24 protein-coding genes and 1 pseudogene are annotated in these 26,150 nt (G+C 73.1%); 10 read left to right on the top strand and 15 right to left on the bottom strand.

Annotated features, from left to right (window positions below):
• Position 1: 1 nt before the first annotated feature.
• Positions 2–1,009, bottom strand: coding sequence for an SCO0930 family lipoprotein (locus ABZZ38_RS17815; RefSeq protein WP_356740600.1), 1,008 nt, complete (start codon positions 1,007–1,009; stop codon positions 2–4).
• A gap of 814 nt (positions 1,010–1,823) precedes the next feature.
• Between ABZZ38_RS17815 and ABZZ38_RS17810 the strand changes: the two genes are divergently transcribed.
• Together ABZZ38_RS17810 and ABZZ38_RS17805 are read left to right on the top strand one after the other, a co-directional pair.
• Positions 1,824–2,588, top strand: a complete 765-nt coding sequence (locus ABZZ38_RS17810; protein ID WP_356740598.1) for a hypothetical protein — start codon at positions 1,824–1,826, stop codon at positions 2,586–2,588.
• A 195-nt stretch (positions 2,589–2,783) separates the two neighbouring features.
• A complete protein-coding gene (locus tag ABZZ38_RS17805; RefSeq protein WP_356740596.1) occupies positions 2,784–3,338 on the top strand; it encodes a hypothetical protein in 555 nt (184 codons plus the stop codon).
• Between the two features lie 133 nt (positions 3,339–3,471).
• Here the strand turns inward: ABZZ38_RS17805 and ABZZ38_RS17800 are convergent, their stop codons facing one another.
• On the bottom strand, positions 3,472–3,975 hold the full coding sequence (locus ABZZ38_RS17800; protein ID WP_356740594.1) for a hypothetical protein: 504 nt from the start codon (positions 3,973–3,975) through the stop codon (positions 3,472–3,474).
• 314 nt (positions 3,976–4,289) lie between these two features.
• On the opposite strand from ABZZ38_RS17800, the gene ABZZ38_RS17795 reads away from it, so the two are divergent.
• Positions 4,290–4,946: a class F sortase gene (locus tag ABZZ38_RS17795; RefSeq protein ID WP_356740592.1), complete on the top strand. Its 657-nt coding sequence runs from the start codon at positions 4,290–4,292 to the stop codon at positions 4,944–4,946.
• A gap of 83 nt (positions 4,947–5,029) precedes the next feature.
• On the opposite strand, the gene ABZZ38_RS17790 is transcribed toward ABZZ38_RS17795, so the two are convergent.
• Positions 5,030–5,926, bottom strand: coding sequence for a polysaccharide deacetylase family protein (locus ABZZ38_RS17790; RefSeq protein ID WP_356740590.1), 897 nt, complete (start codon positions 5,924–5,926; stop codon positions 5,030–5,032).
• Positions 5,927–6,021: 95 nt separating this feature from the next.
• Positions 6,022–6,644, bottom strand: a pseudogene (locus ABZZ38_RS17785) (amino acid--tRNA ligase-related protein); the annotation flags it as partial.
• A gap of 237 nt (positions 6,645–6,881) precedes the next feature.
• Here ABZZ38_RS17785 and ABZZ38_RS17780 point away from each other — a divergent pair.
• Entirely contained in the window at positions 6,882–8,321 is a 1,440-nt protein-coding gene (locus ABZZ38_RS17780; RefSeq protein WP_356740588.1) for an amino acid permease, read from the top strand.
• A gap of 63 nt (positions 8,322–8,384) precedes the next feature.
• Here ABZZ38_RS17780 and ABZZ38_RS17775 read toward each other — a convergent pair whose 3' ends face one another.
• The gene (locus ABZZ38_RS17775) at positions 8,385–9,599 is read right to left on the bottom strand and encodes a CapA family protein (protein ID WP_356740586.1); all 1,215 of its coding nucleotides are present in this window, start codon (positions 9,597–9,599) and stop codon (positions 8,385–8,387) included.
• Positions 9,600–9,870: 271 nt separating this feature from the next.
• Between ABZZ38_RS17775 and ABZZ38_RS17770 the strand changes: the two genes are divergently transcribed.
• Together ABZZ38_RS17770 and ABZZ38_RS17765 are read left to right on the top strand one after the other, a co-directional pair.
• Complete coding sequence (locus ABZZ38_RS17770; protein ID WP_356740584.1) at positions 9,871–10,410, top strand: sigma-70 family RNA polymerase sigma factor; 540 nt, start codon at positions 9,871–9,873, stop codon at positions 10,408–10,410.
• A gap of 192 nt (positions 10,411–10,602) precedes the next feature.
• Positions 10,603–11,100, top strand: coding sequence for a hypothetical protein (locus ABZZ38_RS17765; protein WP_356740582.1), 498 nt, complete (start codon positions 10,603–10,605; stop codon positions 11,098–11,100).
• Positions 11,101–11,140: 40 nt separating this feature from the next.
• On the opposite strand, the gene ABZZ38_RS17760 is transcribed toward ABZZ38_RS17765, so the two are convergent.
• The 5 genes from ABZZ38_RS17760 to ABZZ38_RS17740 form a co-directional block, all read right to left on the bottom strand.
• On the bottom strand, positions 11,141–11,359 hold the full coding sequence (locus ABZZ38_RS17760; protein WP_356740580.1) for a DUF6296 family protein: 219 nt from the start codon (positions 11,357–11,359) through the stop codon (positions 11,141–11,143).
• 58 nt (positions 11,360–11,417) lie between these two features.
• Positions 11,418–12,647: a histidine kinase gene (locus tag ABZZ38_RS17755; RefSeq protein WP_356740578.1), complete on the bottom strand. Its 1,230-nt coding sequence runs from the start codon at positions 12,645–12,647 to the stop codon at positions 11,418–11,420.
• The gene (locus tag ABZZ38_RS17750) at positions 12,644–14,473 is read right to left on the bottom strand and encodes a cation acetate symporter (protein ID WP_356740576.1); all 1,830 of its coding nucleotides are present in this window, start codon (positions 14,471–14,473) and stop codon (positions 12,644–12,646) included. Before ABZZ38_RS17750 ends, ABZZ38_RS17755 begins: the two co-directional genes overlap by 4 nt.
• Positions 14,470–14,868, bottom strand: coding sequence for a hypothetical protein (locus ABZZ38_RS17745; RefSeq protein WP_356740574.1), 399 nt, complete (start codon positions 14,866–14,868; stop codon positions 14,470–14,472). Before ABZZ38_RS17745 ends, ABZZ38_RS17750 begins: the two co-directional genes overlap by 4 nt.
• A 142-nt stretch (positions 14,869–15,010) precedes the next feature.
• Positions 15,011–15,772: a LytTR family DNA-binding domain-containing protein gene (locus ABZZ38_RS17740; RefSeq protein WP_356740571.1), complete on the bottom strand. Its 762-nt coding sequence runs from the start codon at positions 15,770–15,772 to the stop codon at positions 15,011–15,013.
• Positions 15,773–15,887: 115 nt separating this feature from the next.
• Between ABZZ38_RS17740 and ABZZ38_RS17735 the strand changes: the two genes are divergently transcribed.
• On the top strand, positions 15,888–16,496 hold the full coding sequence (locus ABZZ38_RS17735) for a hypothetical protein (RefSeq protein WP_356740569.1): 609 nt from the start codon (positions 15,888–15,890) through the stop codon (positions 16,494–16,496).
• 188 nt (positions 16,497–16,684) lie between these two features.
• Here ABZZ38_RS17735 and ABZZ38_RS17730 read toward each other — a convergent pair whose 3' ends face one another.
• From ABZZ38_RS17730 to ABZZ38_RS17715, 4 genes are all read right to left on the bottom strand, one after another.
• On the bottom strand, positions 16,685–17,545 hold the full coding sequence (locus ABZZ38_RS17730; protein ID WP_356740567.1) for a DNA-formamidopyrimidine glycosylase family protein: 861 nt from the start codon (positions 17,543–17,545) through the stop codon (positions 16,685–16,687).
• Positions 17,546–17,594: 49 nt separating this feature from the next.
• Positions 17,595–18,944: a wax ester/triacylglycerol synthase family O-acyltransferase gene (locus tag ABZZ38_RS17725; protein ID WP_356740565.1), complete on the bottom strand. Its 1,350-nt coding sequence runs from the start codon at positions 18,942–18,944 to the stop codon at positions 17,595–17,597.
• A gap of 320 nt (positions 18,945–19,264) precedes the next feature.
• Positions 19,265–21,343: a SpoIIE family protein phosphatase gene (locus ABZZ38_RS17720; RefSeq protein WP_356740563.1), complete on the bottom strand. Its 2,079-nt coding sequence runs from the start codon at positions 21,341–21,343 to the stop codon at positions 19,265–19,267.
• A 72-nt stretch (positions 21,344–21,415) separates the two neighbouring features.
• Positions 21,416–22,612: a DUF6777 domain-containing protein gene (locus ABZZ38_RS17715; RefSeq protein WP_356740561.1), complete on the bottom strand. Its 1,197-nt coding sequence runs from the start codon at positions 22,610–22,612 to the stop codon at positions 21,416–21,418.
• Between the two features lie 172 nt (positions 22,613–22,784).
• On the opposite strand from ABZZ38_RS17715, the gene ABZZ38_RS17710 reads away from it, so the two are divergent.
• From ABZZ38_RS17710 to ABZZ38_RS17700, 3 genes are read left to right on the top strand one after another with little or no spacing between them, the layout of a single operon-like run.
• Complete coding sequence (locus ABZZ38_RS17710; RefSeq protein ID WP_356740559.1) at positions 22,785–23,630, top strand: YndJ family protein; 846 nt, start codon at positions 22,785–22,787, stop codon at positions 23,628–23,630.
• Positions 23,627–24,169 carry a DUF1990 domain-containing protein gene (locus ABZZ38_RS17705; RefSeq protein ID WP_356740557.1) on the top strand — a complete coding sequence of 181 codons (543 nt, stop codon included), beginning with the start codon at positions 23,627–23,629 and terminating at the stop codon, positions 24,167–24,169. The genes ABZZ38_RS17710 and ABZZ38_RS17705 overlap by 4 nt, the downstream gene beginning before the upstream one ends.
• Before the next feature lie 22 nt (positions 24,170–24,191).
• Positions 24,192–25,613: a lipase maturation factor family protein gene (locus ABZZ38_RS17700; RefSeq protein ID WP_356740555.1), complete on the top strand. Its 1,422-nt coding sequence runs from the start codon at positions 24,192–24,194 to the stop codon at positions 25,611–25,613.
• A gap of 131 nt (positions 25,614–25,744) precedes the next feature.
• On the opposite strand, the gene ABZZ38_RS17695 is transcribed toward ABZZ38_RS17700, so the two are convergent.
• Positions 25,745–25,915 (bottom strand): hypothetical protein, encoded by a 171-nt coding sequence (locus ABZZ38_RS17695; RefSeq protein ID WP_356740554.1) that lies wholly within the window; start codon positions 25,913–25,915, stop codon positions 25,745–25,747.
• Positions 25,916–26,150: the final 235 nt, after the last annotated feature.

Raw genomic sequence — 26,150 nt, 5'->3', positions numbered from 1 at the left:
GCTACTTGACGACCTTGCCCTCGGGGGAGACGGCGAACCAGGTGCCGCCCACGCCCTGCCCTTTGGTGTCACCGGGCTTCTTGTCGCCGGCGAAGGTGTAGAGGGGCCAGCAGTCGATGGTCTGCTGCTTGATGCCGTCGGGCCGGTTGAACGTCACGTAACCCTTGAGCTTGATGCCCTCGGTGTCGTTCTTGTCGACGGGCTCCACCACCGGCCACTTCTTGAGGCAGTCGCCGGTGCACGCCGTCTTCATCGGCCAGGCCGAGTCCTTCTGGAAGCGGTAGACCGTCATGCCGTTCCTGTCGACGACGACCTCGCCCAGCTTGGGGTCCTTGCGGACCGACAGACCGGCCTGCTCGGCGGGGGTGGTGCCCTCGCCGGTGTCGCCGCTGCCCTCGGCCGCCTCGCCGCCCTCCTCCTCGGGCGCCGCGTCGCCGCCCGCGCCCACGGCGGCCTTCTTTCCGTCGGGGGCCGCCGCGTACCACGTGCCGCCCACGCCCTGGCCCTTGGCCTCGCCGGGCTTGGTGTCCTTGGCGTAGCGGTACATCGGCCAGCCGTCGACGGTGAGTTGCCTGGTGCCGTCGGCGCGGGCCACCTCACCCATGAGGGAGGCGTCGACCCCGGCCGGGGGCTTGGCGCCCTCCGCGGAGACGACGGGCCAGGCCTTGGCGCACTCACCCTCGCAGTTCGACTTCGGCGGGCTCGCCGTGTCCTTGTCGAAGCGGTAGAGGGTGAAGCCCTCGCTGTCGGTGAGTACCTTGCCGAACTCCTTGCTGTCCCACACGGCGAGTTGCCCGGCCGTCTTCGCCGCGGCGCCCTGGGCGGCGCCGCCCGAGCCGTAACCGTCGGATCCGTAGCCGCCGGCGTTCTCGGCGGGTGCGCCGGCCGGTGCGGCGGCGCCGACGGACTGGCTGGGACTCTGCGTGCCCTTCTCCTGACCGCACGCCGTCGTCAGCGCGAGTACGGCCGCCGCAGTGACCGCGAGCGAGGCGTTCCGCCAGGTCTTCATGTCAACTCCCGTGAGGTTCAAGCCGGTTGTGGCGCCCCGTGTTGCGCCGTTCATGGCCATAGGTACGGGCGCGGAGGTGGTCGGTGTTCAACACGTCGCGGGAAAAGTTCCGCGGGGCGGCAACGGGGCACCGAAGAACCGCTCCTTCAGGGGACATCGCACCGGTTCGGCGGGTTCGGCGCCCCTGGTGTGATCATGCTGTGCGGCGTGTACGGAACGATCGTCGCGCGGCTGCTGAGCACCGCCGTCCTCGGCTGGCTGCTGGCGGCTCCGCTGCCCGCGGTGGCCGACAGCTGCGCCTACGCCCATATCGGCCCCTCGGGCCCGGACCACGCGGTGGCGATCGCGGGATCCGCCACCTGCTCGCCGAGCCCCCCGCCCCCTGCGCCGGCCCCCACACCGACGCCGGCCCCGACTCCCCCACCCCCGCCGCCACCGCCGCCACCACCACCACAGAAGCCGTCGCCGAAACCCACGCCGCCGCAGGAGCCTCCGGCGCCGCCACCTCCGCCGCCCGCCCGGGCCGCGCCGGAGCCCCCGCCACCTTCGCCGCCGGCCCCGGCGCCCGGACCGAAGCCGGCGCCCACGCCGGTGCCCGAACCCGAGCCGGCGCCGGCCCCGTCCCTGCGGCCGAAGCCCCCTTCGCCGTCCTTCGTTCCGCTGCCCGCCTACCGGCGCGCCCAGCCCCCGGAACCAGGCGGCGGCCCCTCCCCGGTGTCCGTGATGCTCCTGCTCACGGCCCCCGCGGTGCTCGCCGCCGCCGCTCTGCGCCCCCGCTCGACCCGCTGACCAGCCCTCAACGCCGGAGACCGCCTTGTCGGAATGGCTTGTTCTGTCCATCGCGATGGCCGCAGCGTGCGCCGTCGTCCTCACCATCGTCGTCATCAACCACCGGCGTCTCGGCGACGACGACGATCCGAACGAGACGCCGGACGTCATCGAGTACATGACGATGATGATCGGCGTGGTGTACGCCATCGTCCTCGGCCTGGCCATCGCGGGCGTCTGGGAGGGCCGCAGCGCCGCTCAGGAGACCGTCCGCCAGGAGGCGCAGGCCCTGCACGAGGTGGACGTCCGCGTGGAGGTGTGGCCCGAGGCCGTCCGCGACGTCATCCGCGAGGACGTGCGGGCGTACGTGTCCCATGTCGTCGACACCGAGTGGCGGCGCATGGCGGAGCGGGGGGAGCTGACCGACAAGGGCACCGACCTCCTGGAGCGGATGCGGCGGGACGTCACCGACTACCGGCCCGCCGACGAGCACGAGGGCGAGGCGTACCAGCCGCTGGTCGACCAGGTGGCGGTCGTCGACGACGCCCGCACCGCGCGGGCGGAGAGCGCGGGCGCCACGATGCCGGGGGTGGTGTGGTTCGGGCTGATCACCGGGGCGCTGATCACGGTGGGGCTGATCTTCACGCTGCAGATCCGGCGTACGTTCCGCGAGCTGCTGCTGGCCGGCCTCTTCAGTGTGCTGATCGCCTTCCTGCTCTTCCTGATCTGGGCGTTCGACGCACCGTTCGGCCGGGGTGTGTCCGCGAACGACGAACCGTTCCGGATCCTCTTCCCGCATCTGGGGGGCTGACGACGGCTTCGCCGGCTTCGGCCAACGGCGGGGCCCTGCCGATGTCGGCCGTTCGGGGGACCTCGGTGCCCCATTCGCCCGACTGGGATCGCGGGTGTGGTACGGCGCTCCTAGCGTTTCGGGCATCGAGGTGCATATCAGTCTCCTTGCGGAAATCCGTTCCGCAGCTGCTCCTCGGGACCCGGAGGATCGACCATGCGCGCGATACGTGCCGCGTCCGCCGCTCTGCTCGGAGCGGCCGCTTTCGCCCTGACCGCCCCCGCCGCCGCCGCGGCGTCCGGCAAGTTCGCCCCCGGTGACTTCGTCGTCTCCCCGTCGACGGTGCAGCCGGGTGGCAGGGTCGTGCTCTCGGCCCCCGGCTGCCCGGGGACCGCGATGGCGTCGTCGGGCGTCTTCGACACGGTGACCATCCCGGCCGGCCGCTCGGCGACGGCCACCGTCGACTGGGACGCCAGGCGGGGCGCGGTCTACACGGTGTCGTTCACCTGCGCGGGTGGCACCCCGGGCACGGTGAACCTCACCATCGCCATGGCCACGTCGACCCCGACGACCAACTCCACGGCCGCCCCGACGGTGACCAGGACCGCCACCGCGGTCGCGCCGCCCTCCCAGGGCGTACGCGGCGGTCTGGGCGGCAGCGTCGGCGGCTGGCACACCGGCCAGCTCGCCCTGGGCACGGGCATGGTGGTGGCCGCGGCCACCGGCGTCATCCTCGTGGTGCGCCGACGGGCCGAGACCCGTCGCCACTGAAGAAACCCCCGACCCGTCGCCACTGAAGAACCCCGCGGCCGGGGAGAAACCGAGAAGGAAGCCCGTCGCCCCGAGTCCTCGTCGAGGACTCGGGGCGACGGGCGTATTCGGCCGGACCGGGAGGTTCGGCCGGTCAGACCTTTCCGCCGCTCAGACGGCGGCGCCGGCTGATGAACAGCCCGCCGCCGACGGCCGCCGTGCCGACGAGCGCGGCGCCGATGGCCATCTCGGTGGAGCTCGGGGCCATGGAGCCGCCGATGCCACCCTGGGCGCCCCGGCCGGCGATGACCGTGAAGGTGCGGGTGACGACCAGCTGGCTGTCGTGGCACCGGACGGCGAGGTTGTACTGGCCGGGCGTGGCGTGGTCGTAGATCCGCGGCGTGGCCGCCGAGTTGCCCGCGCGGTTCAGGGTGAGTGCGGTGGGAGGGAAGGCGTTGGACGTGACGCTGCCGCCGCGGTTGCAGCCCGAGGCGCTCACCGCGAGCTGGCCGCCCTGGTGCACCTGCGTGGGACGGACGGTGACATTGGTGGGGCCGTTGCCGCCCCCTCCACTGCCGGTGGCGACCGCGATCGGAGCGCAGACTCCGACGGTCGCGAACGCGGTGGCCGCCACCGCGAAAGCGCGTGAAGCACGCATGGTTGAACCTCCAGTGGAAGACGCCCCAAAGCGGCGCTCCGGGAAATTCGACGAGTACGCCTTCCACGATGAACCATCACAAGCCGGTGTGATCACCGCATTTCGACAATTGGTCCACCCCAGTGAGGCGACACGCCGGTGCGGTGACCCCGCAGCTGATGGAGCCGCAGGTCACACACTGTCAGGGCGGTGTCCGACGATTACTCGGATGGGTCATCACCCGTACGGCCCGTCCGCCACCCGTTCGCCCTCCACTGATCGCCCGCCCCGCGGGCCGCCCTTAGCGTGCGTACAGACGCCTCGAAGGGAGAACCATGGGTCTGGACCGCAGTGGCTTCGAGTGGACGAGACGCTCGCCGTGGGGCGCATTGGCCCTCGTCATGCTCACCGGTCTCGCGATGATGCGGAACGGCGTCGACGACCAGCTCGGCCCGCCGCAACCGGCCGCCCTCGCGACCCCGTCGGAGCGCGGCGTCGCCGAGGCCCCCACTCCGCCGGCCTCACTGCAGACACTGGCGTACGCGCCCGCGTCGCGCATCCGGATCGAGGCGATCAACGTCGACGCCCCGATCATGGACGTGGGTCTGGACAAGGAGGGCTGGATCGACGCGCCGCCGGCCCAGGACCCGAACCTGGCGGGCTGGTACCAGAACGGCATCTCGCCGGGCCAGCGCGGTACGTCCGTGATCGTCGGCCATGTCGACAACGCGGCGGGCCCGGCCGTCTTCTACGGCCTGGGCTCGGTCAAGCGGGGCCAGCTGGTCGAGGTGACCCGGTACGACGGCCGGGTGGCGGTCTTCGAGGTGTACGGCATCGAGGTCTTCTCCAAGCACGACTTCCCGGGCGTGCGCGTCTACGGCGACACCGGCCACGCGGAGCTGCGCGTGATCACCTGCGGCGGTGGCTACTCCAGGGCGGGCGGCTACGACGGCAACGTGGTCGTCTTCGCCCGCATGGTGCAGACCCGCTGAGGCCGCGGCCCCCGCGGGGTGCGCAGGCGTGAAAAGGGCGGGCCCGCCGAGGAGGCGGGCCCGCCCCACAGGAGCCGTACGAATCATCTGCGCGGGACGGTGAGGTGGTACCCCGCGTCCATCAGCCGGGGCAGATAGGTCCGCAGGGCAGCCACGCTCTGCGAGCGGTTCCCGCCCGCGTCGTGGGAGAGCACCACGACACCGGGCGCGGCGCCTTCCATGACCCGGCTCACGATGGTCTGGGTTCCGGGCTCGGTCCAGTCGAGGGTGTCCACGGTCCAGGCGAGCGGCTCCATGCCGAGCTCGGCGCCGATCCGGAACGAGTGCCGGTTCCAGGCGCCGTAGGGCGCGCGGTACCACAGGGGCGGGGCGCCGGTGTGGCGTTCGATCAGCTCGCTGGTGCGGCCCAGCTCGTCGCGGATGGCGGAGGGGGCCAGCTTGGTGATGTTCGGGTGGGACCAGGAGTGGTTGCCGACGACATGGCCGTCGGCGGCCATCTCGCGCAACAGGTCCGGGTGGGAGACGGCCATCCCGCCGCAGACGAAGAACATCGCGCGGACGCCGTGCGCGCGCAGCGTGCGCAGGATGCCGGGGGTGTAGCGGGGGTCGGGCCCGTCGTCGAAGGAGAGGACCATCGTGCGGCCGGTCCCCGACATCCGCAGGAAGGGCCGCTGGCGCACCGGTGGCGCGGCGCGGCGGTAGCGGGGCGGGGCTTCCGCGGTCATGGGCTGGAGGCGGTACGAGGAGGGGGCGTGGCGCGCGCGTGCCGGGGGTCCGGCGGCAGCGGGCGGTGCGGTGGCGGTGCGCGGCCGGGTGGTCGGGGAGCGGCCGGGTGGGGTGGTGGAGGGGCCCGGCGCGGTGGTGGCCGGTCCGGGTGCGAGGCGGTCCGGGGCGAAGAGTCCGACGGTGGTGGTGGCCCCGAGCGCGGCGGCGATGCGCAGCACCATCCGCCGCCCCGTGGGCAGCTGATCCTTTTTCATGATTAATAACTCGCATGGCCGATGCCCCGGGTTCTTGACCCACACCGGCGGGGCGGCCGATTGCACTCGATGGGACGAGCCCGCCCCGGTGCGTTTCAGCGGCGCCGGACGAGCGGGAAGGGCAGCGTCTCGCGGATCGTGAGCCCGGTGAGGAACATGACCAGCCGGTCCACACCGATGCCGAGCCCGCCCGTCGGCGGCATCGCGTACTCCAGCGCGTCGAGGAAGTCATCGTCGAGCTCCATCGCCTCCGGGTCGCCGCCCGCCGCCAGCAGCGACTGTTCGGTGAGGCGCCGCCGCTGCTCCACGGGGTCGGTCAGCTCGCTGTAGCGGTGCCCAGTTCCGTACCGAAGGCGACCAGGTCCCAGCGTTCGGCGAGGCGCGGGTCACGGCGGTGCTCGCGGGTGAGCGGGGAGGCGTCGGTGGGGAAGTCCTGGTAGAAGGTGGGCAGCAGGGTCTTCTCCTCGACCAGCCGCTCGTACATCTCCAGCACCACGTCCCCGCGTGTGTCGTCGGGGCCGTGCGGCACCCCGGCCCGGTCGCACAGACGGCGCAGCACCGTCTCGTCGGTGCCGGCGTCGACCTCCTCGCCGAGCGCCTCGGACAAAGCCCCGTACACGGTCCTGACGGGCCACTCCCCCGCGATGTCGTGCTCGACGAGCCGTCCGTCCCGGTCCGCCTCGCGGGCGACGGGGGCGCCGAAGGCGGCGCCCTGGATCCCCGGCCGTCGCGGAACCGGTCGGTCCGGTGGATCCGGCAGACCCCGCCGGCCCGGAGGAACCCGCGGGCTTGTCGGCGCTGACACTCATGATCCGAACCGTAAGGACGGCCCCGCCGTGCCGCCTGTCGGTGGCGGCGGGCGAATCGCCCCGTGTGTGGCGTCTTCCGTCGCGCCCTCGCCTGCGCCATCATGATCCGCCGTCAGCCGATGCCGGCCCGCGAAGAGGTGACGCTCATGGCCCGAATCCGTGCGGGGCAGGGAATTCTGCGCCGCAAACCCATCGAGCAGATCGAGGAGGGCACGGCCGAGGAGCGGCTCACCCGGACCCTGGGGCTGGGGCAGCTCACGGCGATCGGTGTGGGCGGCATCATCGGCGCGGGGATCTTCACCCTGGCCGGTACGGTCGCCAACGGCACGGCCGGCCCCGCGGTGCTGGTGTCGTTCCTGATCGCGGGGGTGGCCAGCGCGGCGGCCGCGTTCAGCTACGCCGAGTTCGCCGGGCTGATCCCGAAGGCGGGGTCGGCGTACACGTACGGCTACGCGGTCCTCGGCGAGCTCGCCGGCTGGTTCATCGGCTGGGACCTGCTTCTGGAGTACACCGCGATCGTGGCGGTCGTCGCGATCGGCATCTCCGGGTACTTCAACTTCCTGCTCGGCGAGGTGGGCGCGGAGCTGCCCGCGTGGATGCTGGGCGCGCCGGGGACGGGCGAGGGCCACAGGGTGGACCTCTTCGCGGCGCTGCTGTGTCTGCTGATCGCCTATCTGCTCACGCTCGGCATCAGGAACGCGGCCCGTTTCGAAACGGTCGTCGTGGTGCTGAAGGTGCTGGTCGTGCTGCTGGTGATCGTGGTGGGCTTCTTCCACATCGACACCGCGAACTACAACCCGTTCTTCCCGTACGGGGTGGGGGGCGCGTTCACGGGCGCGGCGACGGTGTTCTTCGCGGTCTTCGGCTACGACGCGATGTCGACGGCGGCGGAGGAGTCCAAGGACGCGCAGCGCCACATGCCCAAGGCGATCCTCTACTCGCTCGCCATCTCGATGGTGCTGTACGTGCTGGCCTGCCTGGTGCTGACGGGCATGCAGAACTACACGGAGGTCGACAAGGAGAGCGGGTTCTCCACCGCGTTCAAGTCGGTGGGGCTGGGCGGGCTCGCGAACGTGATCGCGGTGGGCGCGATCATCGGCATCCTCACGGTCATGTTCACCTTCATGCTCGGGGTGACCCGTGTCTGGTTCTCGATGTCGCGGGACGGGCTGCTGCCGAAGTGGTTCGCCAAGACGCACCCGACCCGCCACGTGCCGACGCGCGTGACCTGGATCGCGGGCGTCGCGTCGGCGCTGATCGCCGGGTTCCTGCCGATCGGCGAGGCCGCCGAGCTGACCAACATCGGCATCCTGCTGGCCTTCGTCGTGGTGTGCGTCGCGGTCATCGTGCTGCGCTACAAGCGGCCGGAGCTGCCGCGCACCTTCCGCACGCCGGGCATGCCGTTCGTCCCGGCGATCGGTGTGGTCTTCTCCCTCTGGCTGATCACGTTCCTGCAGTGGCAGACGTGGGCGCGGTTCGCCGTGTGGTTCGCGCTGGGGCTGGTGGTGTACTTCGCCTACTCGTACCGCAGGTCGAATCTGTCCGGGGGCGACGTCCGGGCGGCGCAGGGCCCGCCCGGCGCCTGACGCGCAGACGTGCACGACGACGAGGCACGAGGCACGTGACGCGGGGTACGCGCCGCCGCCGGGCTACTTCCCCTCCACGAGGCCGTCCTTGTCCGCGCCGCGGCTGAGGACGGCCCGCCGGATCTCGTCGCGTACGGGGGTGAGGTTCTCGCCGCGGTCGATGGCGGCGTTCACGTTGGTGACCCGGCCGGTGGCGGTGTTGAACCACTGCGGCAGGTACTCGGCCTTCGCCACCTGCCAGCGTCCGCCGGGCTCGGTCGGCGGCGCGAAGGTGAAGCGGCCGATGGTGCCCTGGTTGCCGCGCGGGTCGAAGGCCCCGGCGTTGTTGATCATGTCCCCTGCGATCTGGTCGCCCATGCCGTAGACGACCCAGGTTCCGTCGACCTTCTCGTACGCCTGCGGGACGTGGGCGTGGGTGCCGAGGATGAGGTCGATGTCGGGACGGCCGCCGCTCCGGGATGCGGTCAGGCCGCGGGCGAGGCCGAGCTGCTGCTCGTCGGGGTCGTTCTGCCACTCGGTGCCCCAGTGCATGCTGACCACGACGACGTCGGCGCCCGACCCCCGGGCCGCCCGGGCGTCGGCGACGATCTTCTCCTCGTCGATCAGGTTGACGGCCCACGGCTGCCCCTCGGGAAGGGGGAAGCCATTGGTGTCGTAGGTGTAGGCGAGGTGGGCGACGGTGGCGCCGCCCGCCTTGAGGAGGGTGGGGCGGGCGGCCTCCTCGGCGGTGCGGGCGGAGCCGGCGTGCCGTACGCCCGCCTTGTCGAGGGCGTCCAGGGTGCGGCGCAGGCCGTCGGCGCCGTCGTCCAGCGTGTGGTTGGAGGCGGTGGAGCAGGAGTCGTAGCCGGTCTCGCGCAGTGCCGTGGCGATCTGGGGCGGGGACTTGAAGGCCGGGTAGCCGGTGAAGGGGCCGCCGTCGGGGCCGTACACCGTCTCCATGTGGCAGATCGCCAGGTCCGCCCGGGCGACGACGGGGCGTACCCCGGCGAGCATCGGCCGGAAGTCGTAGCCGCTGCCGTTCGCGTCCCGCTGGGCCTGGCGGATGATCGAGGCGTGCGGCAGGACGTCGCCGCTGGCCACCAGCGTGAAGCCGTCCGCCCCGGCGTGCGCGGCGGGGCCGCCGGCCGACGTGGACGCGGGAGACGTCGTGGCGCGGTGGGCGGCCGGGGCGGTGGGGCGGTGCGACTGCGGACTCGCGCAGCCCGCCGTCACGGCGAGCAGTGCGGCGGTCGAGACCACCGTCTTCCGTCGGGTGCGTCTGGTGCGTGAGGGGGTCATCGCCGGGCTCCGTAGGACTTCGGGGGCATCGGGGCAGCTGGTGCGGGCTCCCTGGATCCATACGGGAAATGGGGATGTTCCAACCCTATAAATCACAAAATCACACAAATCCAGCGAAGAGGGCGTACTGCCTCCGGGTGACCGCTCACCGCACCATTCGCCGCTCGGTGCGACCGCTCGCCGCACACCGCGGTGCGCCGCCTGTCCCTCCGCGCCCGGATGCGCTCGGATACGGACCGAGTGCCCGGCACGGCGCGAAAGGGTGTGAACGATGACGACGGCCACGGCGACGACCCCCGCAACCACCGACGAACGGACCCTGGCGGAGCTCCAGCGCGACCACGGGCCCGCGCTGCTGAGCTTCCTGCTCGGCCTGACCTACGGGGACCAGCAGCGCGCCGAGGACCTCCTGCAGGAGACGCTGGTACGCGCGTGGCAGCACCCCGAGGCGTTCCGGGCGCCGTACGAGTCGATGCGACCCTGGCTCTTCACCGTCGGCCGACGCCTCGCCATCGACGCCCGGCGCTCCCGGATGGCCCGCCCCACCGAGATCGGGGACGGCGCGCTCGCCACCACGCCCGACCCGGCGGACGCCACGGAGTCCGCGATGGCCGCGCTCGACGTCCGGGCGGCGGTACGCGAGCTGAGCCCCGAACACCGCGCGGTGCTCGTACGGATCTACTTCGACGGCCTGACGGTGAACGAGGCGGCGGCGGACCTCGGTATACCGGCCGGGACGGTGAAGTCGCGCTCGCACTACGCGCTGCGCGCGCTCGGACGCTGCCTGCCGGGTTATCCCGTACGTCACTGACGGCGCTCCGGCGACCTCCTGCCCCGCGGGTCACGGCGTCCGGGCCGACGTAGCCGAAACCACACCGCCGAGTTGGCGAAAGCGCGCCCCCGGCCGTGTCCGACGGTGGAGGCTCGTCGTCGACATATGCGCGCCGTGCGCGCCGGTACGAGCGCGCAGGCGGAAAAGAACCTCCGGGAGAAGGTGGGAACGTTGCGGCCCGAGAGCACGAACGGCACGGACGAGGGCGGGCCGGCGGTCCCGATGGCCTGGCTCTGTGCCGAATATGTGGCCGATGAGCTGTTGCGGACGGGCGGACTGGTCGAGCCCGGGTCGCTCGAATACCAGGCGGGGCGCCGGACGCTCGCCCTGACGGTCTACCTCTGCGACGGCGCGGAGAGCTCCTTGGGCCCCCGGGACGAGTCCCGCCTGGAGGAGTGGCTGGCCCTCACGGCGTACGGCCACCCGTGGGAGGAGTGGGTACGCGCGCGCCTGACCGACCGGCGTCTGCGCGACGGCGACGACGAGGGGCTCGCGCTCGCCCGCAAGTCGTGGCGCCTGCTGGCCCACACCCACCTGCTCGCCACCGACCTCGGCGCGCTCTCGGCCGCGTCGGCTGCCGGGCTCCCGGTGGACGAGTCGGCCCGGGCCTGGCTGCCGGCCTGGCAGGTCGGCCTGCCGCTCGGCCACCTGGCGCTACGGCTGTGCTGACGCGGCCGGCGGTCGCCCGTCCGGCTCCGGCGGGCCGGGCTCAGTGCGGCTGGACCGGGCGGGCCCGGACGCGTGCGGCTGGGTCCTGGTGGCCGCCGCTGGCGAGCATCCGCACCTCGCCGCGGTCGCTTATCTCGGCCAGGATGATCCCCGTGTCGTCGGCGTACACGGGATGCCCGCCGGGGCCGGTGCGGTCCGTGCGGCGCACCTCCACGACGTCCGTCCCGAAGTCCAGCTCGTATTGATCATGGATGCGCATGGCTTCCTCCCGATGGGGTGTTCGGCACCCCGCCCCCGCGTCCCCCTAACCGGTCTTTTCATTCCTTACCGGGCACGGGTGGGTCGCGGTGAACACCCGGGCGGTACTTGGGGACACGCACGGTGACCTTCATGCCCGCTCCGACGCCCGTCTCGACGACCAGGCCGTAGTCGTCCCCGTACACCTGGCGCAGCCGTTCGTCGACGTTGGACAGACCGATGCCGGACGTCTGGGGCCGCTCACCGGCGAGGATGGCCCGCAGGACGTCCGGGTCCATGCCGACGCCGTCGTCCTCGATGGTGACGACTGCCTCGGCGCCCGCGTCCCGCGCGGCGATCGTCACCCGGCACGCCGTGCGGGGGTCCTCCAGGCCGTGCTTGACGGCGTTCTCGACCAGCGGCTGGAGGCAGAGGAACGGCAGAGTCACCGGCAGCACCTCGGGGGCGATCTGGAGGGTCACCTGGAGCCGGTCACCGAAGCGTGCGCCGGCGAGCGCCAGGTACTGCTCGATGGAGCGCAGTTCGTCGGCGAGCTGGGTGAAGTCACCGTGCCGCCGGAAGGAGTAGCGGGTGAAGTCGGCGAACTCCAGCAGCAGTTCGCGGGCCCGCTCCGGGTCGGTGCGGACGAAGGAGGCGATGGCGGCCAGCGAGTTGAAGATGAAGTGCGGGGAGATCTGGGCGCGCAGGGCGCGGATCTCGGCCTCGATGAGCCGGGTGCGGGAGCGGTCGAGCTCGGCCAGTTCGAGCTGGACGGAGACCCAGCGGGCGACCTCGGTCGCCGCGCGCACCAGGACGGCCGACTCCCGGGAGCCGTACGCGACCAGCGCGCCCTGCACGCCCTCCTCCCCGGTCAGGGGTGCGATCACGGCCCAGCGCAGCGGGCAGCCGAGGTCGTCGCACTCGGTGCGCACGCTCTGACTGCGGCCCGAGTCGAGCAGTTCGGCGACCTGCTCCATCACCTGGTCGCGGTGGTGGGCGGCGCCGGGGCCGTCCCAGGCGAGCACGGCGGCGCGGTCGGTGAGGCACAGCGCCTCGGTGCCGAGGAGGGGGCGCAGGCGGCGGGCGGCCTTGCGGGCGGTCTCCTCGGTGAGCCCGGCGCGCAGGGGCGGCGCGGCGAGGGAGGCGGTGTGCAGGGTGTGGAAGGTGGCGCGTTCGACGGGGGTGCCGAGGTCGAGGACGTCCCTGCCGGCGCGCCGCGCGGCGAGCCGTCCGAGGGCGAACCCGGCGGCGAGGAGGACGGCTCCGGCGGCGCAGAGGGCGGCCAGGAGGGTGCCGGTCGCCCCGCTCACCGCTCGGCGCCTTCGCGGGACGGGCGGTCGCCGGGTGCCGCACGGTCGTCCTGCCCCGGCTGGTCGTCGGGCCGGGGGCGGTCATCCGGGTGCGGGCGGTCCTCCGGCTGGGCGCGCCCGATCAGGTCCTCGGGGAGGTGGAGCCGGGCCAGGATCGCCGGGGTCCCGGGCGGTACGTGGCGGGGGGTGGCCAGGGACACGGCCACCATGGTGAGGAAGCCGAGCGGCACCGACCAGACGGCGGGCCAGGCCATCAGGGCGTGCGGCCAGCCCTCGGGGGCGAGCCCCGCGCGGGTCGCCATGACGGCGGTGAGCGCCGCGCCGCCCCCGGTGACGAGCCCGGCCATCGCGCCGGGCGGGGTGAGCCGCCGCCACCAGATGCCGAGCACCAGCAGCGGGCAGAACGAGGACGCGGAGACGGCGAAGGCCAGGCCCACCGCGTCCGCCACCGGCACCTTGGTGGCCACCAGGCTCGCGCCGAGCGGTACCGCCATGGCGAGCGGGGTCGCCAGCCGGAAGTGCCGTACGCCCCGCGAGGGCAGCACGTCCTGCGTGAGCACGCCCGCCACGGACATGGTCAGGCCGGAGGCCGTCGACAGGAACGCCGCGAACGCGCCGCCCGCGAGCAGCGCGCCCAGCAACTCCCCCACCGGCCCGCCCACGACCCGGTCGGGCAGGACGAGCACGGCGGCGTCCGCCGCGCCGGTGAGGGCGAGCTCGGGCGCGTAGATCCGGCCGAGGGCGCCGTAGACCGGGGGCAGCAGGTAGAAGGCACCGACCAGACCGAGGACGACGAGGGTCGTGCGGCGGGCGGCGCGCCCGTTGGGGCTGGTGTAGAAGCGGACGGCGACGTGCGGCAGGCCCATGGTGCCGAGGAAGGTGGCGAGGATCAGCCCGTAGGTGGCGTACAGCCGGCTGCCGTCGTTACCGCCGGCGAGCGGTTGCGACCAGCTGTGGGGATCGGTCCCGGTGGCGGCGCGCTCGGGCACCCGCGCGCCCTCGGGGAAGCTCAGGGTGGTGCCGGCCTCGATGCGGTGGGTGCCCTCGGCGAGGGTGACCGGGCCGTCGCCCTCCTCGTACGGGACGGAGTCGACGCGGCCGGAGACGGTGAGGGTCAGCGGCGCGTCGACGTCGACGCGCACGGTGTCGTCGACGCGTACCTCCGTGTGCGCGCGGAAGACGGCGGGCGCGTCGAAGCGGGCGCGCGGCGCGTCGTCGCCGAGCCAGGCGGTGATCAGGAAGAGCGCGGGCACCAGCAGGGCGGTGAGCTTGAGCCAGTACTGGAACGCCTGGACGAAGGTGATGCTGCGCATGCCGCCCGCCGCGACGGCCCCGGTGACGACGACGGCGACGACGAGCCCGCCGACCCATTCGGGGGCGCCGGTGAGGATCTCCAGCGTCAGCCCCGCGCCCTGGAGCTGCGGCAGCAGATACAGCCAGCCGATGCCGACGACGAAGAGGCTGGCGAGGCGGCGGGCGCGGGCGGACTCCAGGCGGGCCTCGGCGAAGTCGGACAGGGTGTACGCGCCGGAGCGGCGCAGCGGGGCCGCTACGAGGACGAGGAGAACCAGGTATCCGGCGGTGTAGCCGACCGGGTACCAGAGCATGTCGGGACCCTGGAGGAGGACGAGTCCGGCGATGCCGAGGAAGGAGGCGGCGGAGAGGTACTCGCCGCTGATGGCGGCGGCGTTGAGGCCGGGCCGCACGGTGCGGGAGGCGACGTAGAAGTCGGAGGTGGTGCGGGAGATGCGCAGGCCGAGGGAGCCGATGAGCACGGTGACGAGGACGACGACGGTGACGGCGGCCACCGCGTAGGTCTGGTTCACCGGTCTTCCAGAAGGCCGATGAAGTCGCGCTCGTTGCGCTCGGCGCGACGGACGTACCAGCGGGCGGTGAGCCACATGACGGGGTGGACACCGACGCCGAGGGCCGCCCACACGAAGGGCGACGGCGCGGTGGAGTCCAGGGCCTCCGGAAGGGCGAACAGCAGGGGCAGGGTGCCGACGGCCAGGGCGAGGGTCGCGAGCGCGGTGAGCGCGGCCCTCAGCTGGCTGCGCATCAGGGACCGTACGTAGGTGTGACCGAGGGAGGTCTGCTCGCTGATCTCGGAGCGGGCCGGGGCGTGACCGAGCGGGCGGGGCGGTCTGCGCGCCGAGCGCGGCACGCCGGTCACGGTCTCGCGGCGGGGGCGGCGCGCTGCTGCTGGCTGCTCTGCGGGCATCGTCGTCCGGGGGTCGGCTGGCTCGGGCTGTGGAGTCTACGCAGCAGGTCCGAGCGGGGGTAGAGGCTCGGGAACCGTCTCCCGGACCTCGCCGGGCCCGCGTGCGCCGGCACGCGTCCGCGACCGCGTACGGAATCAGACCCTAGCCGCGGACGTGCCGCGTCAGCAGGTCGCGCAGTTGGCGGGCGTGCCGGCGGCTGACCGCGAGTTCGGCGCTGCCGACGCGGACGGTCGTCGCCCCGGCGTCGAGGCGGAGCTCGTCGATGCGGCCGAGCGCGACGAGGTGGCTGCGGTGAATCCGGACGAAGCCGCGCGGCGCCCACCGCTCCTCCAGCGTGGACAGCGGGACGCGCACGAGGTGGCTGCCCTCGGAGGTGTGCAGGCGGGCGTAGTCGCCCTGCGCCTCGACGTAGGCGATGTCGTCGATCGGGACGAAGCGGGTGACGCCGCCGAGTTCGACCGGTATCTGTTCCACCGGCGCGCCCACGGGCGGGGCGGTGGGCGGGGATGCGGGGGCGGTGAGGTCGCTGACCCGGCGTACGGCTTCGGCCAGACGCTCCTTGCGGACCGGCTTGAGGACGTAGTCGACGGCCTTCAGATCGAACGCCTGGACGGCGAACCCCTCGTGGGCGGTGACGAAGACGATGAGGGGCGGGCGGGCGAAGCCGGCGAGCAGGCGGGCGACGTCGAGTCCGGTGAGCCCGGCCATGTGGATGTCGAGGAAGACGACGTCGATGCCGTCCTCACCGTCGGGGCCCGCGTCCAGGGCGCGGCCCATGCGGCGCAGTGCCTCGGTCGCGTCGGTGGCGCCCTCCGCGCCGCGCACCCTCGGGTCGGAGCGGAGCAGGTAGAGCAGCTCTTCGAGGGCGGGCTTCTCGTCGTCGACGGCAAGTACGCGCAGCATGGTGCGGAGTGTAGGCGCGTGGTCATTGAGCGAGAAGCCGCTCGTATGCGTACCCCTTCACGACAGCACAGCGGGGACCATGTCGGCACACGATGACGGGGAATGAGGCACACCCATGGGTCTGCGGGAGCGGCATCACGATGTCGCCGCTTATGCGCTGGGCGTGCTGGAGCCGGCCGACGCGCTGCACTGCGAGGAGCACCTGGCGCGGTGCGTGCCGTGCGCGGTGCGTCTGACGGACTTCACGCAGGTCGCCTCGGCGCTGGCCCAGCTGGCCGACCGGGAGCCGCTGCGGCCGGGCCCCCTTCCCGCCGCCGTCCCCCTTCCGCGCGTACGACGGTGGCGACGGGGGCTGGTCGCGGCGGCCGCGACACTGGCCGTGGGCGTGCCGGGCGCCGCCCTGCTGGTGCCGGACGGGGATTCGGGGCTGCGGCGGGTGTCGGCGACGGACCCCGCCACGGGGGTGGCGGCGGCGATGGCGCTGCGGGACCGTGCCTGGGGCACGGAGGTGGCGCTGCGGGTGGCGGGGGTGCGCGGGCCTCGCGTCTGCGAACTGGTGGTGGTGGGCACGGACGGGCGGGAGCGTCCGGTGTTCAGCTGGGGCGTGGCGGTGCGGGACGAGGAGCCGGTCATCGAGGGCGGCACGGCGCTGCGGCGCGACGAGATCTCCCGGCTGGAGGTGCGGGACAGGAGCGGCGGGCGGCTGGTGTCAGTGCTTCCCTGACCCCGCCGGCGGGTGACCGGTGCCGTTGCTTCCCCGACCCAACCGGCGAGCGCGGCGCTCCCCCGGCCCGGCCGGCGGGCGCGGCTGGTCTCGGCCACTTCCCCCGGCCCGGCCGGCGGGCGCGGCTGGTCTCGCCTCCTTCCCCCGATCCGTACCGGCCCCCGTGCACGGCGAGCCGTGCCAGGCCGCTATTTGAGCAGCCGGGACAGGCGGCGGTCGGCGAGCGGTTTGCCGCCGGTCTGGCAGGTGGGGCAGTACTGCAGCGAGCGGTCGCGGTACGACACCTCGCGGATGGTGTCGCCGCAGACGGGGCAGGGCTCACCGGTGCGGCCGTGGACGCGCAGGCCGCTCTTCTTCTCTGCCTTGAGCCGGCCGGCGGCCAGCCCGTGCGAGCGCTCCACCGCCTCCCTCAGGGTGGTGCGCAGGGCCTCGTGGAGAGCGGTGACCTCGTCCTCGGTGAGGTTTTGGACGGGCTTGAAGGGGGACATGCGGGCGGCGTGCAGGATCTCGTCGCTGTAGGCGTTGCCGATGCCGGCGATGAGGCCCTGGTCGCGCAGGGCGCCCTTGATCTGCCGTCGCTCCCCGGCGAGCAGCGCGGCGAAGGCATCCCGGTCGAAGTCGTCGGCGAGTGGGTCGGGGCCGAGACGGGCCACGCCGGGGACGTCGGCCGGGTCGCGCACGAGGTGGACGGCGAGGCGCTTGGTGATGCCGGCCTCGGTGAGGTCGAAGCCGTCGCCCCCCGTGAGCGCGACACGCAGCGCGAGGGGGCCCTTGCCCGGACGGGGCGGCCCGGAGGGGAGCACGTCCCGCCACTGGAGCCAGCCGGCCCGCGCCAGGTGGATCACCAGATGGAGCCCGCCCGCGGCGATGTCCAGGAATTTGCCGTGCCGGGCGACACCGGTGACCTCGGTCCCGTCGAGAGCGCCGAGCGGCGGGTCGTACGTCTTGAGCACGCTGATCGCGACGGGCAGGGCGCGGGCGATCTCCTTGCCGACGAGGTTCTCGTCGAGGAACTCTCGCAGCGCTTCGACCTCGGGCAGTTCGGGCATGGTTCCAGCCTGCCGCAGTGCGGTGCGGTGCGCCCGCGGGTCCGGGCGGTCAGGGTGACCGGTCGGCGGCCTTGACGAGCGCGGCGAGCTCCGCGTGCAGGGCGTGTGCGAGCCGGTCGAGGTCGGGCAGGGCCTTCCCGTCGCCGACGAGGCCGATGTGCGCCTGGCCGCCGTACGGCGACATCGCGATGGCCAGGGACTGGCCGCGGGCCAGCGGCGCCATGGGGTGCAGGGCGCGCAGCGGGCTGCCGCCGAGCGAGAGGGTCGAGCGGGGCAGCGGCACGTTGGTGACCAGGACGTCGAACAGCATGCGCGCCGCGCCCCCGGCCAGAGGTGCGCCGAACCGGTGGGCCAGCGGCGGGAGTTGATCGGCCAGGACGGCGACGGCCCCGGCGCCGCGCGAGGGCCCGGCGGCCTTGTTGCGGTCCATGCCGCGCCGGACCGCGTCGAGTCGGCTCAGCGGGTCGTCGTCGCCGACCGGCAGGTCGAGGAGGTACGCGGAGAACGTGTTGCCGCAGTCGGGCGCGGAGCCGGGCCTGCGCCGGGATACCGGCACCAGGGCCCTCGGATCGGCCGCCGGGGGGTGGTCGCCGCGCTCCAGCATCCAGTGGCGCAGCGCCCCGGCGACCACGGCGAGCAGCACGTCGTTGGCGGTGCCGCCCGCGACGCGGCGCACCCGCCGCACCTCGTCCAGGTCGAGGTCGGCGGTGACCAGGCGCCGGGTACCGCTGGAGTCCGCGGTGAGCGCCGGCGTACCGCTCACGTCGAGGCGGCTGGCCCGTACGACGGACGCGCCGACGCCCAGGGCACGGCCGAGCTCCTCGATACGGCCGCGGGCGGCGCCCGCCACGTTCCAGGGGCCGGGGAGCCAGGAGCGGGGCGGCACGGGACGGGGGCGGCGCCGGCCGGTGCGGACGCGGGCGTCGGCGATCTCGTCGAAGATGCCGGCGCCGATGGCGACGGCGCGCATCCCGTCGGCGAGGGCGTGGTGGAGTTTGACGAGGACGGCGAAGGGGCCGCCGGGCGCCCCGGTCAGCAGGTACATCTCCCAGGGCGGCAGGCCCCGTTCGAGCGGGCGTTCCATCAGCTCACCGGCGAGCCGGGCCGCGTCGGCGGCGAAGTCGCCGTTCTCCGGCAGCCGGACATGGCGCACATGGCGGTGTACGTCGAAGGTCTTGTCCACGCTCCAGCGGGCGCCGCCGACCGGCAGCAGGACGTCCCGCACGCGCATCCTGAGGCGGGGGATGGCGGCGGCGCGCTCGGCGAGCAGCTCGCGCACGGCGTCCGGGTCACCGGGGACGGGATCGAAGCGCGCGAGGGCGCCGAGATGCATGGGGTGGCCGTCCGATTCGAGGTGCCAGAAGGCCAGGTCGAGAGGTGCCAGCAGCTCACTGCTCAAGGGGTCCCCATGTCGTCGTGGGCCAGGCCCCGGGGACGACGTGTCGCCGCGGAAGGCCATGGAAAAGGGCAGTCAATCGCCTTCGGCCGGTTACGGTCAAGCATGATCCATGCACGGAGCGTTAATTGATCGTGTCGGCTCCGTTTCCGGGTCACATCGGGTTCCCTTCCGGGATCGCTTCGGGGATCCTCGGCCGTCGCCGGGTCCGCACGTACGGCCGGAGCCGGACGCTCCCGGGGCGGGCGAGGCCCGGCCGGTGCGCGCGTGCGTACGGCCGGAGCAGGACGTTCGCGGGGCGGCGAGGCCCGGCCGGTGCGCGATCACGGGAGGTTTTCCGGGCGCTCCGGGACGGTGAACTCGCACCACACGCACTTGCCGCTGCCGCGCGACTCCACGCCCCACACGTCGGCGAGCCGGTCGACCAGCAGCAGCCCCCGCCCCGACACCCCGGACTCCCCCGCCTCGCGGCGGCGCGGCAGGGCACTGGAACGGTCGTCCACCTCGACCCTGAGGCGCCGCTCGTGACCGGCCAGCATCCGCAGGGTGACGATCGCCCCGCCGTCGGTGTGCGTCAGCGCGTTGGTGATCAGCTCGTCGGCGACCAGCTCGACGTCGTCGGCGCGCGCCCCCGCGCCCCAGGCCCGTACCGCCGCCCGGATCATGTGCCGGGATGAGCGCAACGCCTCCGGGTCGCCCTGCGCCACGTGCTGCTGGAGCCGTCCGCCCGCCTGCGGGGTGTAGCCGCCCCGGCGGCGCAGCAGCAGGAGCGCCACGTCGTCGTCACCGCCGCGCTCGTCCACCGCGTCGCACAGATGGTCGGCGAGCTGCTGGAGGTCCTCCGGTCCGCCGCGCACACGGGCCGTCAGCCACTGCATGCCCTCGTCGAGATCGGCGCCCGGCTGCTCGACGAGCCCGTCGGTGTACAGCAGCAGGGTCTGCCCGGGGTCCAGCTCCATGAGGGAGACGGGGTAGTCGAGCCGCCCGAACTCCGCCGACAGACCCAGGGGCATTCCGCCCGGCACGGGGAGGCGGCGGCAGCTTCCGTCGCCGTACCGCAGCAGCGGGTCGACATGGCCGGCCCGCACGATCTGCACCACGCCGGTCGCCAGATCGGCCTCCAGATAGGTGCAGGTGGCGAACCGGTCGGTGTCCAGCTCGTGCAGGAAGACCGACGCCCGCGCCATCACGGTGGCCGGGGTGTGCCCTTCGGCGGCGTACGCCCGCAGGACGATGCGCAGCTGGCCCATCACGGCCGCCGCGTGCGTGTCGTGTCCCTGTACGTCCCCGATGACGGCGCCGACCCGCCCTCCGGGCAGCGGGATGATGTCGTACCAGTCGCCGCCGATGTCCTGGCCGAGCCGGGCGGAGCGGTACCGGACGGCGATCTGCGCCCCCGGGACGTGCGGGATCCGGCGCGGCAGCATCGCCTGCTGGAGGCCCTCGGCGAGGTCGTGCTCCTGCTCGAAGAGCATGGCGCGCTGAATGCTCTGGGCGATGCTGCTGCCGAGCGCGACCAGCACGTTGCGGTCCTCGGCGGAGAAGCCGTACTTGTCGCTGTAGAGCAGCCCGAGCGCGCCGATGGGGCGGGCCTGGGCGATCAGCGGCAGGTAGGCGGCGGAGGTGATGCCGAGGCCGCTGATGTTCGGCCACAGGATGGGGTATGAGCCCGCGAAGTCCTCGGGCGACTCGATGAACCGGGGCGCGAGGGTGCGCACCACCTCGCTCATCGGGTACTGCTCGTCCACCCGGGTGTAGCGGGTGCCGGGGACGAAGGAGCCCTCCGGCCCGTCGGCGACCAGGTGGATGCGGCCCGCCTCCAGCAGGCCCATCACCACGCTGGTGGCCCCGAGGTGTTCCAGTCCGTGCGAGTCCTTGAGGACGTCGATGACGTCCTGGACGGTCCGGGCGTGGGCGAGGGCCGCGGTGGTCGACTCCACGACGCTGGTCTGGCGCCGCCGCTCAACGTCGACCTCGAACCGCGCGGTGGACTCGGTGAGCTCCTGGGTGGCGTCGCGGACGATGCCGATGATGCGGCGCGGGCGGCCGGTCTCGTCGCGCCGGATGAACCCCTGGGTGTGGGTCCAGCGCAGGTTGCCCTCACGGTCGCGGACGCGGAAGTAGGCGCCGTAGTGGGTGCTGCCGTTCTTGAGCGCCTGGGTCACCATGCCGTCGAGGCGGATGGACTCGCTGGGCGGGACCACCGCGCCGAGGCTTTCGGGCCGCCCGTCGTACTCGGTGGGGTCCATTTGGAACACGTCGAGGGCGGCCCGGTCCATGTGCATCAGCCCGGTGCCGAGGTCCCAGTCGAAGCTGCCCATACGGTTGAGGGACAGGCTCAGATCCGGATGGGCGGGCCAGTCCTCGGGAAGCGACAGGGCATCCGCTGCCGGATCAACCATGGAGCCACTCTGCCATCATTCGTCCGCTTTTTCGACCGCTTGAAGGGCGGGGGGGAGGGTCTACGAGGTCCGTCAGCCCGCGTACGCCTCCGGCTCGACGGACGTGTTGTCCGGACCCATGAGCTGCCCGTCCCCCTCGTCGTCCGGAGCCTGCCCTGGGTCCTGCTCCACGTCCTGGCCCTGGCCCTGACCCTGGCCCTGCTCCGGGTCCTGTTCCTCGTCCGGGTGCAGGTCCAGCCCGTGGTCCTGGGGGCCGCCGTCGGCCTGGAACTCCGGTTCGGGGTCGACGGATGGGGGCGCCGGGCACCCGGGCGGGGTGGGCGGCTCGGTGGGGCAGTCGGCCGGTGCGGCCGGCTCGGACGCGGTGGTGTCCGGGACGGCGGGCTCGGGGGCGGCGGGCTCGGACCGCTGCTGAGGCTGCGCGGGCTGCTGCGGCTGCCGCTCGGACTGGGGCTGCTGGGACTGGGGGGAGGTGGCGGGCTCGTCGGTGACGACGCGGTCCGCCTCACCGTCGGTGCCGGTCCTGCGCTCGATCAGGGTGTTGCTGACGACGCTGACGACGAGCAGGCTCTCCAGCGTGTGCTGGGTGGCGTTGACGGTCACGACCCGGCCGGGGTCGAAGCCGGGCCAGGGGTGCCCCTTGTGGACGACCGCCTCCTCGACCGTGAGCGGTGAGCGCAGCGGGCTGCCGGAGGCGCAGCGCACGCGCGGCGCGCCGTACTCGTCCACCAGAACGGCGGTGCCGGCCTGAAGGACGGCCTGGAACTCGGCGGCGGAATCGTCACGGTAGCCGTGTCCGGTGACCCGGGTGTCGGACCGCAGCACCACGGGGGTGAGGCCGCGCAGCCACGGGGCGAGCCGGGTCTGGCTGACCCCGGCGGCCAGGGCGAAGGCGGCGGCCTTCCGCCCGTCCCCGGTCAGCAGCCGCACCTGGCGTTCGACATCGCAGCTGGCGACCGAGCGGGTGCCGGCGTACAGCCCGGGGGCGGCGCCGGAGACCACTCCGGTCACCGGTGTGGTGCCGGGCGCGGCCGACGACGAGGGGCCCGGCGCATCGGGTGACGGCTTGACCGTCGACGGTGTGAAGGGGTCGGGGCCCTGGGCGGCGGCGGACTGGAGGAGGACCTCCCTGGCGTCCCCCTTCGCCGCGTGGGCTTCGGCGCCCTCGATCGGCGGGCCGTCCAGGTCACCGCCACAGCCCGCGACCAGCAGTCCCGCGGTCAGCGCGGCGAGCGCGCCGGACCGACGACGACGTGTGGTGGTACGCACGGCGACCTCCCGCCTTCAGGACATCCAGGTGATCGGCTGGTTCTCCATATCTGCCGGACCCGGCACCTCGCCGCAACCGGAAGCGTCCACCCGCCAGGACTTGAACACGTTCAAACAACCCTCTAGGCTCACGGTACGGAGTTGAACACGTTCAACAAAGGGGGGTGGGGGCGTGACCGTGCTGGTCGGGCTGATCGTGACGCTCGGAATGCTGGTGATCGTGCCGACGGGCCTGCGCCTGATCGACGCGGACGGAACAGCGTCCATACGGAGACTGTGGCCGCTGTTCGCCGTACCGGGAGCGGTGTCACTGTGGCTGCCGCGCGGCACCGCCGCCGCCGCGCTCGCGGCCTGCTACGCGCTCGGCACCGTCCTCCTGGCGCTCCACGTGCCGCGCCGCCTGGCCCGCACGCGCTCGGCGGAACCGGCTGAGATCGCCGTGCTCACCGCCCTGGCGAGCCCGTCGGTCGCCGCGCTCGCCCTGGTCTCCGAGCGCCTCGGTCACCGGCTCCTCGGCTTCGACCTGGACATCCTGGCGCTGACCGTGCCGCACTTCCACTTCGCCGGCTTCGCCGCCGCGCTGGTCGCGGGGCTGGTGTGCCGCGCGGCGGACGGGCCGGCGGGGCGGTTCGCCGCGTGCAGCGTGCCGCTCGGCACCCTCCTCGTCCTGCTCGGCTACTTCATCGACGACTGGGCCGAACTGGCCGGCGCGCTCGTCCTCACCGCGGGTATGTGGACCGTCGCCCTGCTCACGTGGCGGGACATCCGGGCCGACGGGCGCGACCGGCTCACCAGCGCGCTGCTCGCGGTCTCGGCCGCGGTGCTGGGGGCGACCATGCTCCTGGCCCTGAGCTGGGCGCTCGGCGAGGCGACCGGGCTGCCCCACCCGAACCTGACCTGGATGGCCGCCACCCACGGCCTCGGCAACGCCCTCGGCTTCGCACTGTGCTCGGTGCTGGCCTGGCGGCGCCTTGGGCGCACCGCCGTACCCGGACCAATCGGAGGACCCCTCGCATGACCCGACCGACACGCGGTCCCGGCACCGCCGACAGCCCCTCCTTCAGCTATCCGGAGGTCGGCGCCACCCGTGCCCGACCGCTCCCCCGCGGCTACCACCACCTGCACCACGAGACCCGGATCGGCCAGGGCCGGGAGACCTTCGCCGCGGCCGGCGCGGCCGTCACCACCTGGCGCATGCACCGCGCGTCGGGCGCCAGGGTGCGCGCCGGGTCGGTACGCGCGGAGACCGGCGCCGGCGTCGAGATCGCCGTCGGCCTCGGCGCGCTGTGCCTCCGGGCGCCGTGCGAGGTGGTGTGGGCGGTGTACGAGGAGCGGCGCACCGGCTTCGCCTACGGCACCCGACTTGGGCACCCGGAGAGCGGTGAGGAGGCGTTCGTCGTGGACCGGCGGGAGGACGGTTCGGTGTGGTTCACGGTCACGGCCTTCAGCAGGCCCGCCCGCTGGTACACCCGGATCGCGGGGCCCGTCGTCCCCGTACTGCAGCGCTGGTACGCCCGGCGACTCGGCCGGACGCTGCGAAAGATCGCCGCGGGGTGATCCTCGGCCGATACTGGAACCGATGGAGTGGTTCTGGTTCTCCTCGTCCGACCACTGGCTGAGCCGACTGGTCTTCCAGCGGGCGCTCGCCGGGATCTACCTGGTCGCGTTCCTGACCGCCGCGCTCCAGTTCCGGGCGCTCATCGGCGAGCGCGGCATGCTGCCCGTCCCCGCCCACCTGCGGCGCGTGTCGCCGCGCGCGGCCCCGAGCCTGTTCCACTGGCACTACTCGGACCGGTTCTTCGCGCTGTGCGCCTGGACGGGTGCGGCCCTGGCCGTCGCGCTGATCGCGGGGGTGGGGGACGCGGTCCCGCTGGCCGTGTCCATGCTGATGTGGGCGGTCCTGTGGGCGCTGTATCTGTCGATCGTCAACGTCGGGCAGACCTGGTACGGGTTCGGCTGGGAATCGCTGCTCCTGGAGACCGGGTTCCTCGCCGTCTTCCTCGGCAACGAGCGGACCGCGCCGCCCGTCCTGATCCTCTTCCTGCTGCGCTGGCTGCTGTTCCGCGTGGAGTTCGGCGCGGGGCTGATCAAGCTGCGGGGTGACGCGTGCTGGCGCGATCTGACCTGCCTGTACTACCACCATGAGACGCAGCCGATGCCGAACCCGCTGAGCTGGTTCTTCCACCATCTGCCCCGACCGCTGCACCGGGTGGAGGCCGCGGCGAACCATGTGACGCAACTGGTCATCCCGGTCCTCCTCTTCACCCCCCAGCCGGTGGCGAGCGTCGCGGCCTGCCTCATCGTCCTGACGCAGCTGTGGCTGGTGCTGTCCGGCAACTTCGCCTGGCTGAACTGGATCACGATCGTGCTGGCCCTGTCGGCCGTGGACGGCTCACTCGTCGCCGACGCCCCCGACCTGCCCCCGCCTCCGCTCTGGTACGGGGTCCTCGTCATCGCCGTCACCGTGCTGGTCCTGGTACTGAGCCGGCGCCCCGCTCTCAACCTGCTCTCGCGCCACCAGGCGATGAACCGGTCCTTCGACCCGCTCCACCTGGTCAACACCTACGGGGCCTTCGGGACGGTCGGCAGGATCCGGCACGAGATCGTCATCGAGGGCACGGACGAGGTGGTACTCCACCCGGGCACGGTGTGGCGGGAGTACGAGTTCAAGGGGAAACCGGGTGACGTGCGGCGGCTGCCGCGCCAGTTCGCCCCGTACCACCTGCGCCTGGACTGGATGATGTGGTTCGCCGCGCTCTCCCCCGCGTACGCCCACCCGTGGTTCGGGCCGCTGGTCGAACGGCTGCTCGACGGGGACCGGGACACGCTGCGGCTGCTGCGGCACAACCCGTTCCCGGACGCCCCGCCCCGGCGGATCCGCGCCCGCGTCTACCGCTACCGGTTCACCACCTGGCGCGAGCTGCGGGCCACGGGCGCCTGGTGGCACCGGACCTACGTCCGGGAGTTCCTGCCGCCGACCCGGCTCGACACCGTCGACTGACCCGTACGAGTCGACCGACCCGTGCGAGGAGGGACGCGGACACGCGCGCGCCCTCCGGCGGGTGGACGGAGGGCACGGGCGAAGCGAGTGAATCAGTCGGATCCGGCCTCGTGAGTCGGCGCGTGCCGGGGTCAGTCGATGCCGGGGAGGATGTGCGGCTCGGCGAGGTCGTCCTCGTATCCGGCGAGCCGGATCGGGGCCGAACGGGCCCACACTTCGAGGCTGCCGAGCCTGTCGGATGGTCCGGACCCTTCGCCATCATCAGCCGGACGCTGTTCCCGCTTCGTCAATTCTGGTGTCACCGCGCACTCCTTCGTGTCGCGAACCTATGAGGACATGAGCTGCCGTTCGGTCGCGGTGGCGCCGGTACTGGGGCGGGACCGCGGCCTTGGTACAGGCCTTGTCCCGGGTGGGCCTGAGGGGGTTTCGTGGATCCCTGTCGGCCGACCGTTCGCTCCAGGTTAACCAAATGAGCGCGTCCGCGCTCGATGGAACGCGTCACACTGGCAGTTTCCGGACACTCCGTGGGCATCCGGT

Origin of the sequence: Streptomyces sp. NPDC006368, from assembly GCF_040612535.1 — a bacterium.
Lineage (GTDB): Bacteria > Actinomycetota > Actinomycetes > Streptomycetales > Streptomycetaceae > Streptomyces.
Note: the sequence above shows the minus strand (reverse complement) of the source record. Positions and strands in the feature narration are given on the sequence as shown.

What these genes read in the sequence shown, in the direction of transcription:
- ABZZ38_RS17815 (WP_356740600.1), bottom strand. Translation starts at nt 1,009, where the DNA reads ATGAAGACCTGGCGGAACGCCTCGCTCGCGGTCACTGCGGCGGCCGTA.
- ABZZ38_RS17805 (WP_356740596.1), top strand. Translation starts at nt 2,784, where the DNA reads ATGCGCGCGATACGTGCCGCGTCCGCCGCTCTGCTCGGAGCGGCCGCT.
- ABZZ38_RS17800 (WP_356740594.1), bottom strand. Translation starts at nt 3,975, where the DNA reads ATGCGTGCTTCACGCGCTTTCGCGGTGGCGGCCACCGCGTTCGCGACC.
- ABZZ38_RS17795 (WP_356740592.1), top strand. Translation starts at nt 4,290, where the DNA reads ATGGGTCTGGACCGCAGTGGCTTCGAGTGGACGAGACGCTCGCCGTGG.
- ABZZ38_RS17790 (WP_356740590.1), bottom strand. Translation starts at nt 5,926, where the DNA reads ATGAAAAAGGATCAGCTGCCCACGGGGCGGCGGATGGTGCTGCGCATC.
- ABZZ38_RS17780 (WP_356740588.1), top strand. Translation starts at nt 6,882, where the DNA reads ATGGCCCGAATCCGTGCGGGGCAGGGAATTCTGCGCCGCAAACCCATC.
- ABZZ38_RS17775 (WP_356740586.1), bottom strand. Translation starts at nt 9,599, where the DNA reads ATGACCCCCTCACGCACCAGACGCACCCGACGGAAGACGGTGGTCTCG.
- ABZZ38_RS17770 (WP_356740584.1), top strand. Translation starts at nt 9,871, where the DNA reads ATGACGACGGCCACGGCGACGACCCCCGCAACCACCGACGAACGGACC.
- ABZZ38_RS17760 (WP_356740580.1), bottom strand. Translation starts at nt 11,359, where the DNA reads ATGCGCATCCATGATCAATACGAGCTGGACTTCGGGACGGACGTCGTG.
- ABZZ38_RS17745 (WP_356740574.1), bottom strand. Translation starts at nt 14,868, where the DNA reads ATGCCCGCAGAGCAGCCAGCAGCAGCGCGCCGCCCCCGCCGCGAGACC.
- ABZZ38_RS17740 (WP_356740571.1), bottom strand. Translation starts at nt 15,772, where the DNA reads ATGCTGCGCGTACTTGCCGTCGACGACGAGAAGCCCGCCCTCGAAGAG.
- ABZZ38_RS17735 (WP_356740569.1), top strand. Translation starts at nt 15,888, where the DNA reads ATGGGTCTGCGGGAGCGGCATCACGATGTCGCCGCTTATGCGCTGGGC.
- ABZZ38_RS17730 (WP_356740567.1), bottom strand. Translation starts at nt 17,545, where the DNA reads ATGCCCGAACTGCCCGAGGTCGAAGCGCTGCGAGAGTTCCTCGACGAG.
- ABZZ38_RS17720 (WP_356740563.1), bottom strand. Translation starts at nt 21,343, where the DNA reads ATGGTTGATCCGGCAGCGGATGCCCTGTCGCTTCCCGAGGACTGGCCC.
- ABZZ38_RS17705 (WP_356740557.1), top strand. Translation starts at nt 23,627, where the DNA reads ATGACCCGACCGACACGCGGTCCCGGCACCGCCGACAGCCCCTCCTTC.
- ABZZ38_RS17700 (WP_356740555.1), top strand. Translation starts at nt 24,192, where the DNA reads ATGGAGTGGTTCTGGTTCTCCTCGTCCGACCACTGGCTGAGCCGACTG.